The organism is Nocardia tenerifensis NBRC 101015 (genome assembly GCF_000308715.1).
GTDB lineage: Bacteria > Actinomycetota > Actinomycetes > Mycobacteriales > Mycobacteriaceae > Nocardia > Nocardia tenerifensis.
The window spans coordinates 1-26200 of record NZ_BAGH01000363.1; the positions used below are offsets into that span (position 1 = coordinate 1).

Genomic DNA, 26200 nt, shown 5'->3' on the forward strand with positions numbered 1-26200 from the left:
TGATGCTGTCGCCGCCGAGGGCGAAGAAATCGTCGTCGAGGCCGACCCGGTCGACGCCGAGCACCTCGCCGATCACCTCGGCGATGATCGACTCCGCCCTGGTGCGCGGCGCGCGGTAGGCGGTCGACGCGAGAGCCGGCTCGGGCAGGGCGCGCCGGTCCAGCTTGCCTACCGGCGTCAGCGGGATCTCGTCCAGCACGACGATCGCCGTCGGCACCATGTACTCGGGCAGGGTCTCGCCGAGCCGTTCGGTCAGCGTGGCGACGTCGAGCGTCGCACCCTTGGCGGGCAGCACGTAGGAGACGAGCATCGTTGCCCCGGTGGCCGATTCGCGGCCGAGGGTGACCGCGAACTCGACGCCGGGCTGGGCGGTGAGCGCGGCGTCGATCTCGCCGAGCTCGATCCGGAAGCCGCGTATCTTCACCTGGAAGTCGTTGCGGCCCACGTACTCCAGCCGCGGCGCGCCCTCCGCACGCCCCCAGCGGACCACGTCGCCGGTGCGATACAACCGCTCGCCGGGCCGCCCGTACGGGTCGGCGACGAACCGAGCCGCGGTGAGCCCCGGCCGCGCGTGGTATCCACGGGCCAGCTGGATGCCGCCCAGATACAGCTCGCCCGCGACGCCTTCGGGCACCGGCCGCAGCCTGCGATCGAGCACTAGCGAGCGCATGCCGCGGATCGGGCCGCCGATGGTGACCGGCTCCCCCGGCCGCAGCGGGTCGCTGATATTGGTCATGATCGTGGTCTCGGTGGGCCCGTAACCATTGTGGAAGCGCCGGTTCTCGGCGGCGGCCCACTTGGCGACCAGGTCCGCGGGCACCGCTTCGCCGCCCGCCACGATCGCCCGCATGCCGGACAGGGCCGCCGGGTCGAGCGTGGCCAGCACGGACGGGGTGAGGAAGGCGTGCGTCACCCCCTCGGACCGGATGAGGTCGGCGAGTTCTTCTCCGCCGAAGGTCTGCGGCGGCGCGACCACCAGGGCGCCCGCCGAGCCCAGCGCGAGCAGCAGCTCGAGCATGGCGGCATCGAACGAGGGCGACGCGAAAGCCAGTGCGCGCGTGGACTGGTCGAGCTCGTACCGCTCCACCTGTTCGGCGCTGAAGTTGGCCAGGCCGGCGTGCGTGACCACCACGCCCTTGGGCAGGCCGGTGGAGCCCGAGGTGTAGATCACGTAGGCGGCGTTGGAACTCCGGATCGGGCCGTGGCGTTCGGTGAGGCTGATCGGGCGGTCCGACCGCGACGCGACGTCGAAGGTGAAGTCGCGATCGTCGAGCACGAACCAGGGGCGGCCGCCGGTCATCGCGGGCAGCGCGGCGAGCTCCGCGGTGAGCGTCACGCCCAGTGCCGCACCGGAATCGGCGACCATGTGCGCGATGCGGTCGGCCGGGTAGGTCGGATCGATCGGCACGATCGCGGCCCCGGTCTTGGCGATCGCCCACAGCGCGAGCATGGACTCGACCGAGCGCCGGATCGCCAGGGCCACAAGGACATCCGGGCCCGCACCCCGATCGATGAGGGTGCGCGCCAGCTGCGAAGAGGCGGCGTCGAGTTCGACGTAGCTGAAGGAGCGACCGCCCACGACGAGGGCGGGGCCGGTGGGGTTCCGGGTGACCGCGGAGGCCATCAACTCCGGCAGGCTGCGCGGCGCGACGGCCTCGCCGCCCGCGCGGGAGACCAGCTCGGCGCGCTCGGACTCGTCCAGGATCTCCAGGTCGCCGACCGCGATGTCCGGGTTCTGGGCGACGGCGGCCAGGATGCCGCGGAAGCGGCGGCCGAACTCGGTGACCGTCTGTTCGTCGAAAAGGTCACGGGCGTAGGTGAACTCGGCGGCGAGCCCGGCCTCGGCGCCCGCCTCGGTGCGCTGCTCGCGCACGGTGAGCAGCAGGTCGAACTTGGCGGTGTCGGCCGCGGGGTCGAGCGCGGCAAAGCTGAGGCCGGGCAGCTCGAAGCTCGTCGTCGCCAGGTTCTCGAACGACAGCGCCACCTGGAACAGCGGGTGACGGCCCGCCGAGCGCTCCGGGTCGAGCACCTCGACCAGCCGCTCGAAGGGGGTGTCCGCGTTGGCGAAGGCGCGCAGGTCGGTCTCGCGGTTGGCGGCGAGCAGGTCGGTGAAGCCGAGATCGGCCGCCACCCTGGTGCGCAGGACGAGCGTGTTGACGAACATGCCGATCAGATCGTCGAGTTCGGGCTCGCCGCGACCCGCGATCGGGGTGCCGATGGCGACGTCCTCGGTGCCGGACATGCGGGCGAGGAAGACCGCGAGCGCGGTGTGCACGACCATGAACAGAGTGGCGTTGTGCCGCTTGGCCAATCCGGCCAGCGCGGCGTGCACGTCGGCCTCGACGACGAAGTCCGTTGTGCCGCCGGCGAAACTCTGCGCGGCGGGGCGCGGCCGGTCGGTCGGCAGGTTCAGCTCGTCCGGCAGGTCGGCGAGTTCGGTTGTCCAGTAGGCGAGTTGCGCGCCGGCGAGCGACTCGGGGTCGTCGTCGCTGCCGAGCACGCCGCGCTGCCAGAGGGCGTAGTCGGCGTACTGGATCGGCAGCGGCGCCCAGGACGGCGCCTCGCCGCCGCTGCGGGCGGCGTAGGCCAGCATCAGGTCCCGGGTGAGCGGGCCCATCGACCAGCCGTCGGCGCTGATGTGGTGCGCGACGAACACCAGGACGTACTCGCTGGCGGCGAGCTGGAACAGCCTGGCGCGGAACGGCACCTCCATGGTGACGTCGAAACCGGCGGAGACGATGCGCTGCACCTCGTGCGCGACGCGCTCCTCGCCGATCTGTGCGGGCGCGAGATCGACCGAGACCTCGTGGGGCGCGAGGACGCGCTGCTCCGGCCCGGCCATGGTCTCCGGGTACACGGTGCGCATGATCTCGTGCCGCGCGACCAGGTCGGCGACCGCCTGCTGCAACGCGTCGACGTCCAGGTCGCCGGAGAGGCGGATGGCGGCGGGGATGTTGTAGACCGCGGCGGAGGTGTCGAACTGGTTGAGGAACCACATCCGCTGCTGGGCGGAGGAGAGCGGGATGTGGTCGGGGCGCGGCTGGGCGACGAGCGGGTTGCGGGTGTGCTCGCTCGTGGTGTGCTCGACCTTGACCGCGAGTCCGGCGACGGTGGACGCCTCGAACAGGGCGCGCACGGGGACCCGCGAATCCAGCGCGGCGCCGATGCGCGCGGCGACCCGCGTCGCCAGCAGCGAGTTGCCGCCGAGCGCGAAGAAGTCGTCGTCGGCGCCGACGCGTTCGGCGCCGAGCACCTCGGCGAACACCGACGCCACGATCTCCTCGATCGGCGTCGACGGCGCGCGGAACACCTGCGGCTCGAACTCCGGCTCCGGCAGGGCTTTTCGGTCGAGCTTGCCGTTGATGGTGAGCGGCAGCGCGTCCAGCACCACGAAGGCCGACGGCACCATGTACGACGGCAGCTCGGCGCTCAGGGCCGACTTCACCTGTGCGACATCGAGTTCCGAGTCGGCCGTACCACCCTCGGCGGCTTGTGCGGCGAAGGCGGCGGCTTGGACGGCGAACGATGTGGCGGGCGTCGGAGCGGGTTCGGCCCGCACCAAATACGCGACCAGGCGATCACCGGTCTTGGGATCGGACTTGGCGACCACCACGGCCTGTGCCACCTCGGGCAAAGCCTGTAGTGCGGCCTCGATTTCGCCCAGCTCGATCCGGAAACCACGGATCTTCACCTGGAAGTCGGTGCGGCCCCGGTATTCCAGTTCACCTGAGGCGTTCCAGGCCACCAGGTCACCGGTGCGGTACATGCGCTCGCCGGACTCGAATGGGTTGGCCACGAACCGATCTGCGGTCAGATCCGCTCGGCCGAAGTAGCCACGCGCCAACTGCGCGCCGGCCAAATACAGTTCGCCGGAGACGCCGACCGGCACCGGATGTAGCCGCTCGTCGAGCACGTAAGTCCGGCTGTTCCACTCGGGCGTGCCGATCGGCACGGAGCCCTGGTCCGCGTCGGTCACTCGGTGACGGGTGATGGAGACCGCGGCCTCGGTCGGGCCGTACAGGTTGAAAAGGTAAGGGGCTTGCGCCTTTGGGTGCGCCGCTAGGAAGCGTTGCGCCAGTGCGGCGGGCAACGCCTCGCCGATGGCCAGCACGCGCCGCAGCGGCGACGGCGGGGGCGCTGATTCGGTGCCGGTGTGCACCAGCAGGGCGTCCAGCATGGACGGGACGACGTGCAGCGTCGTCACGCCTTCCCGGGCGATCAGCTCGTTGAGGTAGGCCGGATCCCGGTGCCCGTCCGGCGCGGCGATCACCAGCTTGCCCGCGCAGACCACCGCCGTCCAGAACTCCCACACCGAGAGGTCGAAGGTGGCCGCGGTCTTCAGCAGCACGGCGTCCTCGTCGGTCAGCCCGAACTCCGCTGCCTTCCACTGCAATTGGTTCGCGATGGCGGCGTGCGAGACGGCGACGCCCTTCGGGCGGCCGGTCGAGCCCGACGTGAAGATCACGTACGCGGTGTGCTCCGGCCGCAGCGGTGCGACCCGCTCGGCGTCCGCGAGCGGCCCGCTCGGGAAGGAGCCGAGCACGAGTTCGTCGACGGGCACCACCGGCGCGATCGAGGTGTCGAACCGCGCGTCCGCGTTGGTCAGCACGCACACCGGCGCCGCGGTCCCGAGGATGTAGCCGGTGCGCTCCGCGGCCTGATCCGGATCGACGGGCACATACGCGCCACCGGCTTTGGCGACCGCGTACATGGCCACCACCAGGTCGACGGAGCGGCGGAAGGCGAGCGCCACCCGCGACTCCGGCCCGACGCCGATCGAGATCAGGTACCGGGCAAGGCGATTCACCCGGGTGTCGAGCTCGACGTAGTTCAGTTCGTGGCGGGTGCCGTCGGGCAGGTCGGCCACCACGGCGACGGCCTCGGGCGCCGCGGCGAGCACCGCCCGCTGGAGGAACGACGGCAGCGTCGCGGCGGTGTCGACCTGGTGGGTGGTGTCGTTCCAGCGCGCGAGCACCGCGTCGCGTTCGTCGGCGGCGAGGAGATCGATATCGCCGACGGGTGTCGCGGCGTCCGCGACGACAGCGGCCAGGATACGCGCGAATCGGTCGGCGAAGCGCTGCACCGTGGCGGCGTCGAAAAGGTCTGTCGCATAAGTGAAGAAGCCGCCGATGCCGGTCGGCGCGCCGGACTCGTCGTAGCCGTCGCCGACGATCAGGTGCAGATCGAACTGCGACACATCGAGTTCCGCGTCGACGCCCGCCACGGTGAGCCCGGGTAGCTCGAGCGCGGTGCGCGCGATGTTCTGGAACGACAGACCCACCTGGAACAACGGATGATGCGCCGTCGAACGCGGCGGGTTGAGCACCTCGACCAACCGCTCGAACGGAATATCCGCGTGCGCGAACGCCTGCAGGTCGATATCGCGTTGGCGCGCAAGCACATCGGCGAACCGCTCGCCGCCGTCGAAGGTGGCCCGGAAGACGACGGTATTGACGAACATGCCGATCAGATCGTCGAGTTCGCGCTCGCCGCGGCCGGCCACCGGGGTGCCGATGGCGATGTCGCCGGAGCCCGACAACCGAGCGAGCAGCACCGCGAGCGCGGTGTGCACGACCATGAACAGCGTCGCGCCATGCGCGCGAGCAAGTTCCACGAGACCGGCGTGAGTCGCCGCGTCGATCCGAACATCCACCCGCGCGCCCGCCATCGACGCGACGGCCGGACGCGGCCGATCCGCCGGCAGCTCCAGCAGATCCGGCAGGCCCGCGAGTTGCCTGCGCCAGAAAGCGATCTGCTGCGCGGCGATCGACTCCGGATCCGTCTCGTCGCCGAGCACCGCGCGCTGCCACAGCGCATAATCGGCGTACTGCACCCGCAGCGGATTCCAGCTCGGCGCCTCGCCCGCGGTCCGCGCCGCGTAGGCGACCATCACGTCGCGCACCAGCGGACCCATCGATGACGCGTCCGCGGCGATGTGATGCACCACCACGGCCAGCACATGCTCCGAATCCGCTGTGCCGTCGGCGATCTCGAGCAGCCGCACGCGCACCGGCACCTCGTCGGTCACGTCGAACGGCGTCGCGGCCAAGGCGTAGACCTCGCCGGGCACCTCGGCCGCGGCGACGGGCCGGGGGGTGACATCCAGGTGCACGCGGCTCGCGGGCAGCACGACCTGCACGGGTCCGTCGGCGGTCTCCGGGTACACGGTGCGCAGCACCTCGTGCCTGCTCACCACGTCGTCGAGGGCGGCGCCGAGGGCCGCGACATCGAGCGCGCCGGTCAGCCGCAGCGCGAACGGCAGGTTGTAGGCGGCCGAACCCGCCGTGGCGTCGTCGGCCTGATCGAAACGGTTGAGGAACCACATCCGCCGCTGGGCCAACGAGAGCGGCAACTTCTCCGGCCGGGCGATGCTGCCGAGCGGCACGCCGCGCGCCTCGTGCGTCCGCGAGTCGATCGCGGCGGCGAGCGAGCGCACCGTCGGCGTCTCGAACAGCGTGCGCACCGGCACCTTGGCGTCCACCGCGGCGCCCAGCCGCGCCACCAATTGCGTGGCGATCAAGGAGTTTCCGCCGAGCGCGAAGAAGTCATCGTCCGCGCCGACCCGGTCCAGCCCGAGCACCTCGCCGAACACCTCGGCGACGATCTTCTCGACCGGCGTTGCGGGCGCGCGGAATTCGCGCGCGGTGAAGGTCGGCTCCGGCAGGGCCTTGCGGTCGAGCTTGCCGCTGGGGTTCAGCGGAAAGGCGTCCAGCGCGACGAGCGCGGTGGGAATCATGTAGGCGGGCAAGGTATCCGCGAGGGCGGCGAGCAGTCGCGGCTGCTCGATCGAGTGACCCGGCCCGGGGACGGCGTAGGCCACCAGCTGATCGCCCAGCGCCGACCGGCTGACCACGGCGGCGGCCTGGCTCACCGAAGGCTGTGCCAGCAGGGCGGCCTCGATCTCGCCCAGTTCGATGCGCTGGCCGCGGAACTTGACCTGGAAGTCGGTGCGGCCGAGGTACTCCAGCCGATGGGAGCGCTCGGCGGTGGCCTCGCGCCACATCACCAGATCGCCGGTGCGGTACATGCGCTCGCCGAAGCCGAACGGGTCGGCCACGAACCGATCCGCGGTCAGGTCCGGCCGCCGCACATACCCGCGCGCCAGCTGGTCACCGGCGAGATACAGCTCGCCGGGCACCCCGGCGGGTACCGGACGCAACCTGGCGTCCAGCACGTAGACCTGAGTGTTCCACTGCGGCAACCCGATCGGCACCGAGCGGGCATCCGAACCGTCGGCAGGCCAGTAGGTCACCGACACCGCGGCCTCGGTGGGCCCGTAGAGGTTGTGCACCCGCGCGTCGGATATCGCGCGGAACGCGGCGAGGGTCTCCGGCGGCAGCGCCTCGCCGATCACGAAGACGTCCCGCAGCGTCGGGCAGGCGCCTGCCGCGGTGTGCGCGGCGAACACCGTCAGCATCGACGGCACGAAGTCGGTGACCGTGACCGACTGCGCCGCAATGGTTTCCGCGACGTACACCGGGTCGCGGTGCCCGTCGTGGGTGGCGACGACCAGCTTCGCCCCCGCCCGCAGCGGCATGAAGAAGCCCCACAGCGACACGTCGAACGTGGTCGCGGTCTTCTGCAGATACACATCGCTCGCGCCGAGCGGATACTCCGCGAGCATCCACTCGATCTGATTGTTGATCGCGGCGTGCGACACCGCGACGCCCTTCGGCCGCCCGGTGGAGCCCGACGTGAAGATGACGTAGGCCGGATGCTGCGGCAACACCGTGCGCAGCAGCTCCTCCGCGCGCACCGGGGCAGCGTCGAAAGCCGAGGTGTCGACCGTGTCCAGGGTGAGCACCGTTGTCCCGGCGGGGACCTCGATCGCATCCGCCGAGGTGGTCACCACGCAGGCCGGCTGGGCGGTGTCGAGGATGTGCGCGATCCGCTCCGCCGGATGATCCGGATCCAACGGAACATACGCCCCACCAGCCGTCACGATCGCATACATACCGACCACAAGATCCAGCGAACGACGAATCGCCAGACCCACCAACGACTCCGCACCAACACCCTGCGAAATCAACAGCCGCGCAAGCTTGTTGACCCGCTCATCGAACTCACGATAAGTAAGCGTCGCGAAGCGACTCGATGAGGGGCGGTGGCCGGGCGACGGGTGGGCGAGCTCGACACCCTCATAGGCCACCGCGACCGCATCCGGGTAGGCCGCCACCGCGCGCCGGTAACCATCCAGGAGCAGCTCGGGCGCGACCGCGTGCCTGGTCTCGTTCCAGCCCACCAGAATCCGCGCCAGCTCCGCCGGTGCGAGCAGGTCGATCTCGCCGACCGCCCGCTCCGGATCGGCGGCGACCGCGGCGAGCAGCCGCTCGAAGCGCCGCGCGAACTCCGCGATCGTCGGCTCGTCGAACAGGTCCGTGGCGTAGGTGAACTGCGCGGAGAAGCCGCGCTCCGACTTGGGCACCACCGTCAGCTGCAGATCGAACTTGGCCACCGCGCCGTCGAACTCGACGGCCTGCGCGGACAAGCCGGGCAGTTCGACCTGCGCCTTGCTCATGTTCTGGAAGAACAGCGCCACCTGGAACAGCGGATGGTGCGCCTGCGAGCGCACCGGGTCCAGCACCTCGACCAGGCGCTCGAACGGCAGCTCGGCGTGCGAGAACGCCGCCAGGTCAATGTCTTTCGCCGCGACGAGCAGGTCGAGGAACGACGCGCCGGGATCGATCGGCGTGCGCAGCACCAGGGTGTTGACGAACATGCCGATGAGCCCGTCGAGTTCCCGCTCGCCGCGACCGGCGACGGGCGTGCCGATGGTGATGTCGCCGGTGCCCGAGAGCCTGGCCAGCAGGGCCGCGAACGCGGCGTGCACCACCATGAACTCGGAAGCGCCGGTCCGCTTGGCCAGTTCGATGAGCCCGCCGTGCACGTCGGCGCTCACCTCGAACGTGTACTCCGCTCCCCCGCCCGAGGCCACGGCCGGCCGGGGACGGTCCGCAGGCAGCTCGAGCCGGTCCGGGATGCCCGCCAAAGCGTCACGCCAGTAAGCGATTTGAGCCGCGGCCACCGAGTCGGGGTCGTTCTCGTCGCCGAGCACCTCGCGCTGCCACAGCGTGTAGTCGGCGTACTGCACGGGCAGCGGCGGCAGCGCGGGCGGCGCGCCGTTGCGCCGGGACAGGAAGGCGCCGAGCAGATCTCGCAGGAAGGGCGCGACCGAGGCGCCGTCGGCGGCGATGTGGTGCACGACCACGACGACCACGTGCTCGCTCGGCGAGAGCTCGGCCAGCGCGATCCGCAGCGGCACCTGCGCCGCGACGTCGAAGCCCGTCAGCGCGAACCCGCGCAACCAGTCCGCCAGCTCGTGCTCGGTCAGCGGCTTCGGCGCCAGGTCCGGAACGGCCTGTGCCGCAGGCAGTATCACCTGGTAGCCGGTGCCGTCGATGGCCGGGTACACGGTGCGCAGCGTCTCGTGGCGTTCGATCACATCGCCGATCGCGGCCTGCAGGGCCGACACATCGAGCGAGCCGGAAAGCCGGATGGCGAACGGAATATTGTTCGCCGCCGAGGCCGGGTCGAACTGGTTCAGGAACCACATGCGCTGCTGGGCCAGCGACAGCGGAATGTGCTCGGGCCGCTCGGTCGGGGCGAGCGCGCGCCGGTCGTCGGCGCCCTTCAGCGACTCCAGCCGCTCGGCGAGGCCTGCGACGGTGGGGGTTTCGAAGATGAGCCGAGCGGGCACCCGCGCGGTGAGCGCGGCGCCGAGCCGGGCGGCGGCCTGCGTCGCGATGAGCGAGTTGCCGCCGAGTTCGAAGAAGTCGTCGTCGGCGCCGACGGGTGCTCCGGGACCGAGCAGCTCGGCGAACACGTCGGCGACCAGTTCCTCCAGCGGGCCGACCGGCGCGCGAAAAACCTTGGTCTGCAAACGCGGCGCAGGCAGGGCGGCGCGGTCCAGCTTGCCGACCGGGGTCAGCGGGATCTCGGCGAGCACCATGACCACCGTCGGCACCATGTGCGCGGGCAGGCTGCGCTCGGCGACGGCGGCCAGTTCCGCCGCGTCGGCGTACATTCCCGGCGCGGAGTGCACATAGGAGACGAGAATCGTCGCGCCGCTGTCGAGTTCGTGGCCGACGGTGACCGCGAAGTCGACGGTCTCGTGCGCGGCGAGCACCGCGTCGATCTCGCCGAGCTCGATCCGGAAGCCGCGAATCTTCACCTGGAAGTCGTTGCGCCCCAGATACTCCAGCTCACCCGTGTCGCTGCAGCGCACCAGGTCGCCGGTCCGATACAGCCGGGAGCCGTTGGCGTCGAACGGGTTCGCGACGAAGCGGGCGGCCGTCAATCCGGCCCGGTCGTGATATCCGCGCGCCAGCTGCGCGCCGGTGATGTAGAGCTCGCCGACCGCCCCGCTCGGCACCGGCACCAGCTGCTCGTCGAGCACGTACTCGGTGACCGCGCGGATCGGACCGCCGATGGTGACCGGTGCGTCCGGGGCAAGCGGCGCACTGATATTCGTCATGATCGTGGTCTCGGTCGGGCCGTACCCGTTGCAGAACTCCCGCCCGGGAGCGGCCCAGCGCCGCACCAGCTCCGGCGGGCACGCCTCGCCGCCTGCGATCACCACGCGCAGCCCGTCCAGTCCGGCGGGATCCACCGACGCGAGCGCCGCGGGGGTGATGAACGCGTGGGTCACGCGCTCTCTGCGGATGAGCGCGGCGAGCTCCTCGCCGCCGAACACCGACGGCGCCACCACCACCATGGTGGCCGCGCCGCCGACCGCGAGCAGCAGCTCCAGCACCGAGGCGTCGAACGAGGGCGACGCGAAATGCAGGGTCCGCGAGTCGCTCGTCACCCGGTAGCGCTCGCGCTGCTCGTCGCAGAAGCCGGACAGCCCGGCCTGGGTGACGACGACGCCCTTGGGCTTGCCGGTCGAGCCGGACGTGTAGATCACGTATGCCGGGTGCTCGGCTCGCAGTGGCCGCACCCGGTCGACGTAGGTCACCGGGTCGGCGGGGACGTCCTCGAGCAGGCGGGCGCAGTCGACGGTGTCGATCGTCAGCCAGTCGACGCGATCCGGCAGTTCGTCGCGGACCGCGGCGACGGTCAGTCCGAAGACGGCGCCGGAGTCGACGACCATGTGCTCGACCCGGTCCGCGGGGTAGTTCGGGTCGACCGGCACGAACCCGGCGCCGGCCTTGGCCACCGCCCAGACGGCGACCACGGACTCGATCGACCGCGGGATGCCGACGGCCACCAGGTCTTCCGGCCCGATGCCGCGGCCGATGAGTAGTCGGGCCAGCCTGGTCGAGCGGTCATCCAGCTCGGCGTAGCTGAGGGTGGCCAGCGTGCCGGTGGCGTCGGCGAGGGCGACGCCGAGACCGTTCGGGTTCGCCTCGACCGCGGTCGCCATCAGCTGCGGCAGCGTAGTGACTCTGGATCGCCTGGTTCGGGTCGGCCGAACGCGTGCCGGTCTGGTCATGACTCCACCTCGCTTGCGCTCGGCTCCGTCATGCCCCAGGCGGGCTGCAACATGGCTCCCTCGCTGCGCTCGGTCATGCGCACACCGCTGCACGCGCGTCGTCATACCGCTGCCCGACCGACCGAACCATGGAGAAGTCTCACCCTGCCTGTTGTCGCCGCAAACCCGCCTCGATGCTCCCCGCCCCCATGATCATCGAACGCGCATGCCCATCGTTACCGACCCCACCGGCGCGCGCCGAACACAGCCCGCGCGATCCTTGCCGCCCGATCGCGCGAAACACGCGCCGGGAACGATTATTCCCTGCCGACGCGCGATTGGTGACCCCACGTCGGCAGGACCGCCTCAGCTCAGCCGGCCGAGCAGAATCGCCAGCTCGGCGCCGATCTCGGCCAGCGCCTCGGGCGTGGTCATCCGGGCGTGCGTCACGGCGACCGGCCGGTCGGCCACCGCGCCCGTCACGTAGGGCGACCAGTCGGTCGCAGTGGCGCGAAGCACATCCGCGGGGTCGGCGACGGCGGCGCTGAAGTACTCCACCGAGCCGTCGAACACGCCAGGACGATGCTCCGCGATCAACTCCGCCGAGCGGACCGCGCTGCGGTAGATGCGCCGCAACCGTTCGGGGGTCAGGGCGACCAGCTCCGGTGGGATCATCGCGTGCAGCGCGGCCAGCGCCTGGTCGCTGAGGTCGTAGATGTCGTCCTCGGCGCCGATGAGGTCGCTCCCCAGTCCGAGCTCGGCCAGCGCGCCGCGCACCGCCGCGCGGAAACCCGCGACGTCGGGGTTCGGGTGGCTGTCCATCATGGCGAGCAGCGCGACCTGCTCGCCGTCGGCCTGTAGCTCGGTGGCGATGGCGTGCGCGAGCACGCCGCCGAGCGACCAACCCAGCAGCCGGTACGGGCCGTGCGGCTGCACGGTCCTGATCTCGGCGACGTAGCGGCGCGCGAGCGCGCCGATCGAGGCGGGCAGTTCGCCGTCCTCGGCCAGGGCCGGGGACTGCACGCCGTAGATCGGCTGGTCGACGGGCAGGTACTGGGTGAGCCCGGCGTAGCTCCAGGCCAGGCCGTACATCGGGTGCAGGCAGAACAGCGGCGCCGCGGCACCCTCGGCGCGGATCGGCAGCAGGACCTGCATGGCGTCGTTGCCGTCGGCCTGCCCCGCCGAGCGCGCGCCGATCCGGGCGGCGAGCCCGGCCACCGTGGCGTCGGTGAAGAACCACTGCACGCTGATCGTGGCGCCGGTGGCCGCGCGCAGCCGGCCGACGGCCTGCGCGGCCAGCAGCGAGTTGCCGCCGAGCGCGAAGAAGTCGTCGTCGAGGCCGACGCGTGCCACGCCGAGCAGGTCGGCGAAGACCTCGGCGATGGTGTGCTCCAGCGGCGAGGCGGGTTCACGGAAGGCGGTCGCGCTGACGAACTCCGGTGCCGGCAGAGCCTTTCGGTCGAGCTTGCCGTTCGGCGTCAGCGGCAGCACGTCGAGGACGACGATCGCGTCCGGCACCATGTAGCCGGTGAGGAACTCGGCCACCCTCGTCCGGACCGTCGCCGGATCGATCTCCGCCGTGCCGTCGCCGACCACGTAGCCGACGAGCCGGTCCCCGTGCGCGTCCGAACGGACAACGGCCACGGCCTGATTCACGCCGGCGCAGCGCACCAGCGCCGCCTCGACCTCGCCGAGCTCGATGCGGAAACCACGCAGCTGCACCTGCTGGTCGCTGCGGCCCGCGTATTCGAGCTGCGCCTTGTCGCCGCAGTCGCGCCAGCGGCCGACGTCGCCGGTGCGGTACATGCGAGAACCGGGCGCGCCGAACGGGTTCGCGACGAACCGGGTCGCGGTGAGGCCCGGCCTGCCGAGGTAGCCGCGGGACAGCTGCGCGCCGACCACGTGGAGCTCGCCCGGCACGTCGAGCGGCGTCGGGTGCAGGCGCGGGTCGAGCACGTAAGCGTCGAGGCCGGGGATGGCGCGGCCGATGACGCTGGCCGGGTTGCCGCGGTCGCGCTCGTCCAGCGGCAGGAACGACACGTGCACCGTGGTCTCGGTGATGCCGTACATGTTCACCAAACGGGTTGCCGCGCCGTGCCCTTCGTACCAGCGCTCCAGCTTGCGCAGGTCCAGGGCCTCGCCGCCGAAGACCACGTACCGCAGCGCGAGCGCGGCGGGTTCGGCGGCGCGGTCGGCCTCCACCAATTGGTAGAAGGCGGACGGGGTTTGGTTCAGCACCGTGACGCGCTCGCGAATCAGCAACTCGCGGAACTGCTCCGGCGACCGTGAGGTTCCGTAGTCGACCACGACGACCGAGCCGCCGTGCGCGAGGGCGCACCAGAGTTCCCATACCGAGAAGTCGAAGGCGAACGAGTGGAACAGCGTCCACACGTCGTTCTCGTCGAAGCGGAACAGGGTCTGGGTGTTCGCGAACAGCTCGACGACGTTGCGGTGCGCGACGCCGACGCCCTTCGGCACGCCGGTCGAGCCGGACGTGTAGATGACGTAGGCCAGATTGTCCGGGTGCAGCGGCGCGAGCCGGTCGGCGTCGTGGATGGGCGCGTCGGCGAAGGTCGCCGTCTGCTCGAGCAGGACGACGGGCAGGTCGCCGGTCGGTACGGCGGCGCGCTCGTCGCCGGTGGTCAGCACGCAGATCGGGGCGGCGTCGGTGAGCATGAACTCGAGCCGCTGTGCCGGGTACGTGGAGTCGATCGGCAGGTAGGCGGCGCCGGTAGCCAGCACCCCGAGCAGGGCCACGGGCAGGTCCTCGGTGCGCGGCACTGCAACGGCCACAAGCGATTCCGGCCCTGCGCCCTGGGCGATCAGGGCTCGTGCGACCTGGTTGGCGCGGCGTTGCAACTCACGGAACGTCAGCGCCCGGTCGCCGAATCGAATCGCGACCGCGTCGGGACGACGCCAGACCTGATCGGCGACGAGGCCGGGCAGGGTGGCGCCGGGCACCCAGGCGCCGAGCGAGTTCCCTTCGCGCAGCACGAGTTCGCGCTCACCGGCGGCGAGCACGTCGATATCGCCGACGACCACCGAGGCGTCGCGCGCCACCGCCGCGAGGATGCGGCGGAAGCGGTCGGCGAAGTTCTGCACGGTGGCGGCGTCGAACAGGTCCGTCGCGTAGGTGAGCACCGCCGAAAGCCCTTGACTGTCCGGCTGTTCCGCGACCGTGAGCTGCAGGTCGAACTTGGCCGGTTGCAACTGCGGGTCTAGGCCGGACACGGTGAGGCCGGGCAGCTCGAGCGAGGTCTGCGCCAGGTTCTGGAATACCAGCATCACCTGGAACAGCGGGTGCCTGGCGGCCGAGCGGACCGGGTCGAGCAGTTCGACCAGGCGCTCGAACGGCAGGTCGGCATGGCCGAAGGCGGCCACGTCGGTGTCGCGCACCTCGGCGAGCAGGGCGTCGAAGGGAGCGCCGGGCCGAATCTCGTTGCGCAGCACGAGCGTATTGACGAACATGCCGATCAGATCGTCGAGTTCGGCCTCGCCGCGACCGGCGACCGGGGTGCCGATGGCGATGTCGGTGGTGCCGGACAGCCGGGCGAGCAATACCGCGAGCGCGGCGTGCACCACCATGAACAGGGTCGAATTGTGCTGCTCGGCAACGCGTTCGAGCGCGGCATGCAGTTCCGCGTCGATCTCGAAGTCCAGCGTCGCGCCCCGGTACGAGGCGGCGGCGGGGCGGGGGCGGTCCGCGGGCAGCGCCAGTTCGTCGGGCAGGGCGGCCAGCGCGGTGCGCCAGTAGTCCGCCTGCTGGGCGATCAAGCTGTGCGGGTCGTCCTCGGCGCCCAGCACCTCGCGCTGCCAGATGCTGTAGTCCGCGTACTGCACCGGCAGCGGGGTCCATGCGGGCGCCGCGCCGCCGCTGCGGGCGACGTAGGCCGACATCAGGTCGCGCGTGAGCGGGCCCATCGACCAACCGTCGGCGCTGATGTGATGTGCCACGAAGACCAGCACGTGGTCGGCGGTTCCGGTGACCTGGAACAGCCTGGCGCGGAACGGCACCTCGGTGGTGACGTCGAAACCGGTTGCGACGACGCGGTATACGGCGTCGGCCACGTCCGCGGGGTCGATCGGCGCGGGCGTGAGGTCGATCGGCACCTGTGCGGCGATGGACTGCACCGGGCCGTGCTCGGTCTGCGGGTAGGTGGTGCGCAGGATCTCGTGGCGGTCCACCAGATCGGTTACCGCCGAGCGCAGGGCGGCGACGTCGAGGTCGCCGGACAGGCGGATGGCGGCCGGGATGTTGTAGACGGCCGAGTCCCTGTCGAACTGATTGAGGAACCACATCCGCTGCTGGGCCAGCGACAACGGAATCCGGTCCGGGCGTGGGCCCGCCACCAGAGCCTTGCGTCCGCCGGTACCCGCGTGCTGCTCGACCTTCACCGCCAAACCGGCCACGGTCGAGGCCTCGAACAACGCACGCACCGGCACCCGCGCATCCAACGCCGCACCGATCCGCGCCGCGACCTGCGTCGCCAGCAACGAATTACCACCCAGACCGAAGAAGTCGTCATCGGCACCGACCTGCTCGACCCCGAGCACCTCGGCGAACACCGACGCCACAATCTCCTCGATCGGCGTCGACGGCGCACGAAACACCTGCGCCTCGAACTCCGGCTCCGGCAAAGCCTTCCGGTCGAGCTTGCCATTCACGTTCAGCGGCAACGCATCCAACACCACAAACGCCGACGGCACCATGTACGACGGCAAACCCGCGGCCAGCGCCGACTTCACCTCGGCGACATCGACTTCTACCGCGGCGGGGACCACGTAGGCGACCAGACGATCACCCGTGCGTGAGTCGGACTTGGCGAGCACGGCGGCCTGGGCGATATGCGGCAGCGCGAGCAGCGCGGCCTCGATCTCGGCGAGTTCGATGCGGAAGCCCCGAATCTTCACCTGGAAGTCGGTGCGGCCCCGGTACTCCAGCTCACCGAAGCCATTCCACGCCACCAGGTCACCCGTGCGGTACATCCGCACGCCCGGCTGAAATGGGTTGGCCACGAATCGTTCCGCGGTCAGATCCGCTCGGCCGAAGTAGCCCCGCGCCAACTGCGCACCGGCGAGATACAACTCGCCGGAGACGCCGACCGGCACCGGCCGCAAGCGCGAATCCAGCACGAAGACCTGGCTGTTCCACTCCGGAGCGCCGACCGGAACGGAGGCTTGATCCTTCTTGCCGACCCGGTGGCTGGTGATGGACACCGCGGCCTCGGTCGGGCCGTAGAGGTTGAACAGCTCCACCCGCGGGTAGTCGCGCAGGAACCGCTGCGCCAGTCCGCCGGGCAACGCTTCACCGATGGCCAGCACCCGCCACAGCGAGCTGGGGAAGTCGCCCGTGGTCAGTGCGTCGAGCATCGACGGGACCACATGCAGGGTGGTGACCCACTCACGGGCCATCAACTCGTTCAAATACGCCGGATCCTGATGACCATCCGGGGCGGCGATCACCAAACGACCACCACACACCGCCGCCGACCAGAACTCCCACACCGAAAGGTCAAAGGTGGCAGCCGTTTTCAGCAGAATCGCATCAGCGGCATCCAGACCGAACTCGGTCACCTTCCACTGCAACTGATTCGCGATCGCCCCGTGCGAAACAGCCACACCCTTGGGACGACCCGTCGAACCCGACGTGAAGATCACATACGCCGTATTCTCCGGCCGCAACGGCGAAACCCGATCAGCATCGGTGACCGGAGACGCGTCGACCCCGTCCAGGTCGAGTTCATCGATCCGCACAGAAGGCACTGCGGCGCTGTAGAACTCGGCCTCCGCATTGGTCAGCACGCACACCGGTGCCGCTGTCTCGAGGATGTAGCTCGTCCGCTCGGCAGCCTGCGCCGGATCCACCGGCACATACGCACCACCAGACTTCGCCACCGCATACATCGCCACGATCAAATCCACCGAACGGCGGAACGCCAACGCCACCCGCGACTCCGGCCCGACACCGACCGAGATCAGATACCGCGCAAGACGATTCACCCGTGCGTCGAGGTCCGCGTAGGTCACCTCGTCGCGACCGCCTGGCAGATCCACCACCAGCGCCACGGAGCGCGGATCGGCCGCCACGGCGGCGTCCAGCAGCGAAACGAGCGTCGCCGCCGAGTCGACCTGCTGCTCGGTCGCGTTCCACCCCGCGAGCACGTCGTCGCGTTCGGCCGCGTCGAGCAGCTCGATATCGCCGACCGGTGTCGCGGCGTCCGCGACCACGGCCGCGAGAATGCGCGCGAACCGCTCCGCGAAGCCCTGCACCGTCGACGCGTCGAAAAGGTCTGTCGCGTAGGTGAAGAAGCCACCCATGCCCGTCGGCACGCCCGACTCGTCGTAGCCGTCGCCCACGATCAGATGCAGGTCGAACTGCGACACATCGAGATCCGTATCCAGCCCGGCCACCGTCAGTCCGGGCAGTTCGAGCGCGGTGCGCGCGATGTTCTGGAACGACAGACCCACCTGGAACAGCGGATGATGCGCCGTCGAACGCGGCGGGTTGAGCACCTCGACCAACCGCTCGAACGGAATATCCGCGTGCGCGAACGCCTGAAGATCGGATTCCCGCTGCCTGGCGAGCAACTCGACGAACGACTCGCCCGGCTCGAACTGCGTGCGGAACACCACCGTGTTCACGAACATGCCGATCAGGTCGTCGAGTTCGCGCTCGCCGCGACCGGCCAGCGGCGTGCCGATGGCGACGTCCGTCGCGCCGGAGAGCCGGGCCAGCAGGACGGCCAGCGCGGTGTGCACGACCATGAACAACGTCGCGCCGTGCGCGCGAGCGAGTTCCACGAGGCCGGCGTGGGTCGCAGCGTCGATATGAACATCCACCCGCGCGCCCGCCATCGACGCGACGGCCGGACGCGGCCGATCCGTCGGCAACTCCAGCAGATCCGGCAGATCCGCCAGGTGCGAGCGCCAGAAGCTGATCTGCTGCGCCGCAATGGATTCGGCGTCGGACTCGTCGCCGAGCACCGCGCGCTGCCACAGCGCGTAGTCGGCGTACTGCACCCGCAGCGGCGCCCAGTTCGGCGCCTCGCCCGCGGTCCGCGCCGCGTAGGCGACCATCACGTCGCGCACCAGCGGACCCATCGAGGAGCCGTCGGCGGCGATGTGGTGCACCACGACGGCGAGCACGTAGGTGTCGGCGGCGCCGTCGACCCGGAGGAGGGCGACCCGGACCGGAACCTCGGCGGTCACGTCGAACGGGCTCGACGCCAGCGCGTACACCGCGCCCGCCACGTCGGCCTCGCTCAGCACCCGCGGCGTGACATCGAGCGCAACCCCGTTGGGCGGCAAGACAACCTGGATCGGGCCGTCGGCCGTCTCCGGGTAGACGGTGCGCAGCACCTCGTGCCGGGCCACCACGTCGTGCAGGGCCGCGCCGAGCGCCGCCACGTCCAGCGCGCCGGTCAGCCGCAGCGCGAACGGCAGGTTGTACGCGGCCGAACCCGCCGTCGCGTCGTCGGCCTGATCGAAACGGTTGAGGAACCACATCCGCCGCTGCGCCAGCGACAGCGGCAACTCCTCCGGCCGGGCGATGCTGCCCAGCTCGACCCCCGGACGCCCGTGCACCTGCGAATCGATCACCGCGGCAAGGCCCGCCACGGTCGGCGCCTCGAACAGCGTCCGCACCGGCACCCGGCCGCCGACCGCCGCCCCGAGCCGCGCGACCACCTGCGTGGCGATCAGCGAGTTTCCGCCGAGCGCGAAGAAGTCGTCGTCGGCGCCGACCCGGCCCAAACCGAGCACCTCGCCGAAGACGCCCGCCACGATCTCCTCGACCGCCGTTGCGGGCGCACGGAATTCGCGCGCGGTGAACATCGGCTCGGGCAGCGCCTTGCGGTCCAGTTTGCCGCTGGGGTTCAGCGGGAACTCGTCAAGCACGACAATGGCCGACGGAACCATGTACGCGGGCAACGTCTCCGCGACGGCGGCCCGCAGCTCCTGCGGGTCGATGACCGCGCCAGGTCCGGGGACCGTATACGCGACCAACTGGTCACCGAGCGACGACTGGCTGACCAGTGCCACGGCCTGATTCACCGAAGGCTGTGCCAGCAGCGCGGTCTCGATCTCGCCGAGCTCGATGCGCTGGCCGCGGAACTTCACCTGGAAGTCGGTGCGCCCTAGGTAGTCGAGCACCATGTCCTCGTCGGCGTCCGCGTCGGCGGCCTTGCGCCACACCACGAGGTCGCCGGTGCGGTACATGCGCTGTCCGGCGTCGAACGGGTTGGCCACGAAGCGATCCGCCGTCAGGTCCGGCCGTCGCACATACCCGCGCGCCAGCTGGTCGCCGGCGAGATACAGCTCGCCCGCGACGCCGGCGGGCACCGGGCGCAACCGGGAGTCGAGCACGTAGACCCGAGTGTTCCACTGCGGCAGGCCGATCGGCACCGAACGGGTGTCCGAGCCATCCGCCGGCCAGTAGGTCACCGATACCGCGGCCTCGGTCGGCCCGTACAGGTTGTGCACGTCCGCGTCGGTCACCGCGTGCACCGCCGCGACCGTTTCGGGCGGCAGCGCCTCGCCGATGACGAAGATCTGCTCCAGCGTCGGCACCGCGCCCTTGGCGGTGTGCGCCGCGAAGATCGTCAGCATCGAGGGCACGAAGTCGGTGACCGTGACCGACTGCGCCGCAATCGTTTCCGCGACATAGGCAGGGTCGCGATGCCCGTCCGGGGTCGCGACGACCAGCTTCGCGCCGACCCGCAGCGGCATGAAGAAGCCCCACAGCGACACGTCGAACGTGGTCGCGGTCTTCTGCAGATAGACGTCGTCTCGACCGAGGGGGTACTCGGCGAGCATCCACTCGATCTGGTTGTTGATCGCCGCGTGCGACACCGCGACGCCCTTGGGGCGGCCGGTGGAGCCGGAGGTGAAGATGACATACGCCGGGTTCAGCGGCGAGACGGGGCGGCGCAGTTCGTCCGCGCGCACCGGCGCACCGTCGAATCGCGCCAGGTCGACGGCGTCGATGGCCACCGCGGCGACATCGCCCGGCAGGGCCACCGCGTCCGCGGCGGTCGTCACGACGCAGGCCGGCTGGGCGGTGTCGAGGATGTGCGCGATCCGCTCGGCCGGATGATCCGGATCCAACGGAACATACGCCCCACCGGCCGTCACGATCGCATACATCCCGACCACGAGATCCAACGAGCGCCGAATCGCTAAGCCCACCAACGACTCAGCGCCTACACCCTGCGAAATCAACAACCGCGCAAGGCTATTGACCCGCTCATCGAACTCGCGATAAGTCAGCTCGACACCCTCATAAGCCACCGCGACCGCATCCGGATAGGCCGCCACCGCCTGCCGGTAGCCGTCGAGCAGCAGTCGCGGCGCGACCCGCTGCCGGGTGTCGTTCCACTCGAACAGGATTCGATCCCGCTCGACCAGCGACAGCAGGTCGGCATCGCCGACCGCCCGATCGGGGTCGGCGGTCACCGCGCGGAGCAGCCTGCGGAACCGGGCGGCGAAGCGCGCCACCGTCGCCTCGTCGAACAGATCGGTGGCGTAGCTGAACATGGCCGAGAGGCCGGCGTCCTCGCCCTCGTGCGGGGTGACGGTCAGCTGCAGGTCGAACTTGGCCGCCGCGCCGTCCAGATCCAGCGCCGAGGCCGAGAGCCCCGGCAGCTCCAGCGCGGGCTTGTCCATGTTCTGGAAGAACAGCGCCACCTGGAACAGCGGGTGATGCGCCTGGGAACGGGCCGGATCGAGCACCTCGACCAGCCGCTCGAACGGCAGCTCGACATGCGAGAACGCCTCGAGGTCAACCTTTTTGGCGGACTCGACCAGCGCGCGGAACGACGCGCCCGGCGCGCTGTCGGTGCGCAGCACGAGCATGTTGACGAACATGCCGATCAGCCCGTCCAGTTCCGCATCGCCGCGCCCGGCGACCGGGGTGCCGATGGCGATGTCGGCCGAGCCGGACAGTCTGGCCAGCAGGGCCGCGAAGGCCGCGTGCACCACCATGAACAGCGAGGCGCCCGTCTCGTGCGCGAGGGCGTCGAGTTTCGCCCTGGTCTGCGCCTCCACCTCGAAGGTGTAGACGCCGCCGCGGCCCGACGCGAGCGCGGGACGCGGGCGATCCGCCGGCAGTTCCAGCCGGCCGGGCAGGCCCGCCAAAGCGGTTCGCCAGTAGTCGATTTGAGCGGCCGCCACGGATTTCGGATCGTTCTCGTCGCCGAGCATCGCGCGCTGCCACAGCGCGTAGTCGGCGTACTGCACCGGCAGCGGCGCCCAGTCCGGCGCGGAACCCGCTTCGCCGCCTGCCATTCCACTGCGAGCAAGGTAGGCGACGGTCAGGTCCTGCACCATCGGCGCCATCGAGGCGCCGTCGGCCGCGATGTGATGCACGACCACCGCGAGCACATGGTCGTCCTCGCCCAACCGCAGCAACGCCATCCGCAGCGGCACCTCGGCCGCCACGTCGAACCCGGCCAGCATGAACTCGGCCAGCCTGCCCGGCAGCTCGGACTCGGCGACCTCGACGACCGTCAGCTCCGGAACCGCCTGCGCCGCAGGCAATACCACCTGATAACCGGTGCCGTCCACGGCCGGGTACACCGTGCGCAGCGTCTCGTGCCGCTCGACCAGATCGGCCACCGCCGCCCGCAGCGCGGACACGTCCAGCGCGCCGGTGAGCCGGATCGCGAACGGGATGTTGTTCGCCGCCGAGGCGGTGTCGAACTGGTTGAGGAACCACATCCGCTGCTGCGCGAGCGAGAGCGGAATGTGTTCGGGCCGCGGCATGCGCGCCAGCGCCTGCCTGCCGCCGGACCCCGTGATCGGGGCCAGCCGAGCCGCGAGCGCGGCCACCGTCGGCGCCTCGAAGACCGTCCGCGCGGGCACCCGCGCGCCGATCTGCGCGCCGAGCCGGGCCACGACCTTGGTGGCGATCAGCGAGTTGCCGCCGAGCTCGAAGAAGTCGTCGTCGGCGCCGATCTCGGCGTCCGTCTCGAGCAGCTCCGCGAAGACGCGCGCGACCAGTTCCTCCGATTCGCCGCTGGGCGCGCGGAACTCCTTGGTCTGCAACCGCGGCGCGGGCAGCGCGCGGCGGTCGAGTTTGCCGGTCGGCGAGAGCGGAAGCTCGTCCAGCACGGTGATCACGGTCGGCACCATGTGCGCGGGCAGACTGCGCTCGGCGCGCGTGATCAGCTCGTCGGTGTCGACCGTCGTGCCGGGCTTGGCCAGTACATAGGAGGCCAGAATCGTGCTGCCGCTGTCGAGTTCGTGGCCGATGGTCACCGAGAAGTCGACGCTGTCGGCGGTGGCGAGCACCGCGTCGATCTCGCCGAGCTCGATGCGGAAACCGCGCACCTGCACCTGGAAGTCGTTGCGGCCCGCGTACTCCAGCCGACCGTCGGCAGGCCCACCCGCCGCCCGGCCACCGCCCCCCATTGAATCGCTTCGCGATGCGGGTACCCGTCGTACGAGGTCACCCGAGCGATACAGCCGAGAACCGTTGGGATCGAACGGGTTGGCCACGAACCGAGCCGCCGTGAGCGCGGGCCGGTCATGGTATCCGCGCGCCACCTGCGCGCCCGCGATGTACAGCTCGCCGATCACGCCGTCCGGCACGGGCGAAAGCCGCTCGTCCAGTACGTATTCCGTGACGCCGCGGATCGGCCCGCCCATGGTCAGCGGCGCGTCGACCACCAGGGGCGCGCCGATGTTCACCACGATGGTGGTCTCGGTGGGACCGTAGACGTTGAACAGCGCCCGCTCACCGCCCGTGACGGGAAGTATCCAGCGGCGCACCAGATCCGGCGACCACGCCTCACCACCGACCGCGACCACGCCGAGGTCGTCCAGGCCGGCGGGGTCGATCGAGGCGAGCGCGGCCGGGGTGATGAACGCGTGGGTCACCCGCTCGCGGCGCAGCAGCTCGGCGAGGTCGTCGCCGCCGAACACCGTCGGCGCCACCACGACCATGTTCGCCGCGCCGCCGAGCGCGAGCAGCAGCTCCAGCATCGACGCGTCGAACGAGGGCGAGGAGAAGTGCAGGGTCCGTGCGCTGCTCGTGACGCCGTAGTGGGTGCGCTGCTCCTCGCAGAACCCGGCGATGCCCGCCTGGGTGGCGACGACGCCCTTGGGCGCGCCCGTCGAGCCGGAGGTGTAGATCACCCAGGCCGGATGCTCGGCGCGCAGCTGGCGCACCCGATCTGCGTTGGTGATCGGCTCGGTCGAGTGCCGCTCGAGCGAGCGCAGCGTCGAATCACCGTCGATGACAAGCCATTCGACCTGCCCCGGCAGCTGATCCGCGGACTGACCGGTGGTCAGTCCGAAGACCGCGCCGGAGTCCTTGACCATGTGTTCGATCCGGTCGGCCGGGTAGTTCGGGTCCACCGGCACAAATCCGGCGCCGGACTTCGCCACCGCCCAGACCGCGACCACGGACTCGATCGAGCGCGGGATGCCGATCGCGACGAGATCCTCCGGGCCGATGCCGCGCTCGATCAGCAGGCGCGCCAAGCGGGTCGACCGCTCGTCGAGCTCGGCGTAGCTCAATCGCGCCAGCGTCGCAGTGGCGTCGGCGTAGGTCAGGGCGATGCCGTCCGGGTTCGCTTCGACGGCGGTCGCCATCAGCTGCGGCAGCGTGATGACCCGGGGCCGCCGGGTTCGAGCAGGACGGACACGGGCCGAACGCGTCATGCGCCCACCAGTGCCCGGGTCTTGCCTGCCCGCCAACGCACGTCCCGCACTACACGAACCATGAAACTCTGCTCATCCTGCCTGTCGAACACGGTGAAACCACCGTGGCGGCCCGCCCTGATGCGGCGGACCGGTCTCGAGTGACCCTAGTCATGTTTTTAGGGGCTTGCACCCGGTACCCGTCGGGGGCTACCCCGCACGTAGCAGATCGGCCAGGGTGACGATCGCCGCCACCTGCGCCCATGCGCTACCGGCATCACCGCCGTCGGCGAGCACCACGGCCCGCAGATCCGCCAAGGCCGCCGGATCGAGGGTACTGGCCCCCGCTCGGTCGGTCAGCAGGTGGCTCACCCACTCGTCGGCCAGCGCCTCGGTCAGGTCGGCGTCGTCCGGGACGAGCACCATGGACGCCCCGCACGAACCAGCGGCGACGACCTCGATCAACGCCAGCTCCGCAGGCCCGCCGAACTGGAAGGTGCGCGACTCGAAGGTCAGCTCGGTACTCGTGCGCAGCCGGTCCGCCGCGCCCGCCAGCTCGTCGTAGCCGAGCGTGCGCGCCCCGACGAACGCCGGGTCGGTGCCGCGCAGCACCCGCGTGCGGTGCGCGTAGGTCACCGGCCGCGGCGACTCGGCCGCGATCTGCGCGGCCACCGCGGGGTCGTCGAGCACGAGCCAGTCGATCTCGCCCGCCGCCGGTGCGGCGTCGGTGAGCCCGATCTTGACCACCGGGCCGCCCGGAATCGGCGCGTCGGCCGAGGCGAGCGGCACGACCGCGGCGCCCGCCTTGAGCACCGCCCAGGTCGCGACGACCGCGTCGACCCCGCGGTCGAACCGGAGCGCGACGCCGTCGCCCGGGCCGCAGCCGCGGGCGGCGAGCACCCGCGCCAGGCGGGACGAGCGCGCGTCGAGTTCCTGATAGGTCACCGCGTCCTCGCCGAAGACCAGCGCCGGGCCGTCCGGGTCGTCCTCGACCACCGCGGTCAACGCCTGGGTCAGCGCCGTTCCGGTGGTGGACGTCGGGCTCGCCGCGCCGGCCTCCTTGGCCGACCCGGCCGCGGTGTGCACCCGCTCGCGCTCCTGCGCGTCGAGCAGGTCGATATCGCCGACCCGAATCTGCGGATCGGCCACCACCGCGGTCAGCACCCGCTCGAACCGGCGGCACAGCGCCTGCACCGTGGATTCGTCGAAAAGGTCTGTCGCGTAGGTGATCGCGGTGACCAGCTCGCCGGGCGTGCCGTCGGCGTCGTGCCGGGGATCGACGTTCACCTGCAGGTCGAACTTGGCCGCGATCTCGCCGCCGTCCAGCCCGGTGATGGTCAGGCCGGGCAGCTCCAGCGTGGGCTGCTCGTTGTTCTGGAACGACAGCACCACGCCGAACAGCGGGTTGTAGACCGTCGAGTGACCGGCGGCGACCACCTCGGCCACCCGCTCGAACGGGATGTCGGCGTTGGCGAAGGCGGCCAGGTCCGTCTCGCGGGCCCGGTCGACGAGCTCGGCGAAGCGCACGCCGGGCTCGACCGCGGTGCGCAGGGTGAGCGTGTTGACGAACATGCCGACCAGCTCGTCCAGCGCGCGCTCGCCGCGACCCGCGATGGGCGTGCCGATGGCGATGTCGCTGCTGTTGGACTGGCGCGCCAGCAGCACCGCCAGCGCGGCGTGCACGACCATGAACAGCGTCGAGTTGTGCTCGCGGGCCAGCCGGGCCAGCTCCGCGTGCAGCTGCGGCGACACGGCGAAACCGGTCGAGGCGCCGCGCATGGACGGCACCGGGGGGCGCGGGCGATCCAGCGGCAGGTTCAGCTCGCCGGACAGCCCGGCCAGCTGGGTCCGCCAGTACGCCAATTGCCTTGCCGCGATGGAGTTCTCGTCGTCGTCGGTGCCGATGACGGTGCGCTGCCAGGCCGCGAAGTCCGCGTACTGCACCTCCAGCGGCGACCAGCGCGGCGAATTACCGCCGATCCGAGCGAGATACGCGGTCACCAGGTCCCGCGCCAGCGGGGCCATGGACGCGCCGTCGGCGGCGATGTGATGCACGACCAGCGCGAGCAGGTGCTCGTCCTGGCCGACCGAGAGCAGCAGCGCGCGCACCGGAACCTGTTGCGTCACATCGAATCCGGTGGACAG

General features: G+C 70.8%; 2 protein-coding genes and 1 pseudogene. All 3 read right to left on the bottom strand.

Annotated elements, in window-relative coordinates; genetic code table 11:
• A partial coding sequence (locus ON39_RS28790) for a non-ribosomal peptide synthetase (RefSeq protein ID WP_444543778.1) occupies window positions 1-11377 on the bottom strand: 11377 nt, incomplete at its 3' end.
• 402 nt (window positions 11378-11779) lie between these two features.
• Window positions 11780-24076, bottom strand: a pseudogene (locus tag ON39_RS28795) (amino acid adenylation domain-containing protein); the annotation flags it as partial.
• A 189-nt stretch (window positions 24077-24265) separates the two neighbouring features.
• Window positions 24266-26200: condensation domain-containing protein (locus ON39_RS28800; protein ID WP_040739096.1), on the bottom strand; the 1935-nt coding region annotated here is incomplete at its 5' end.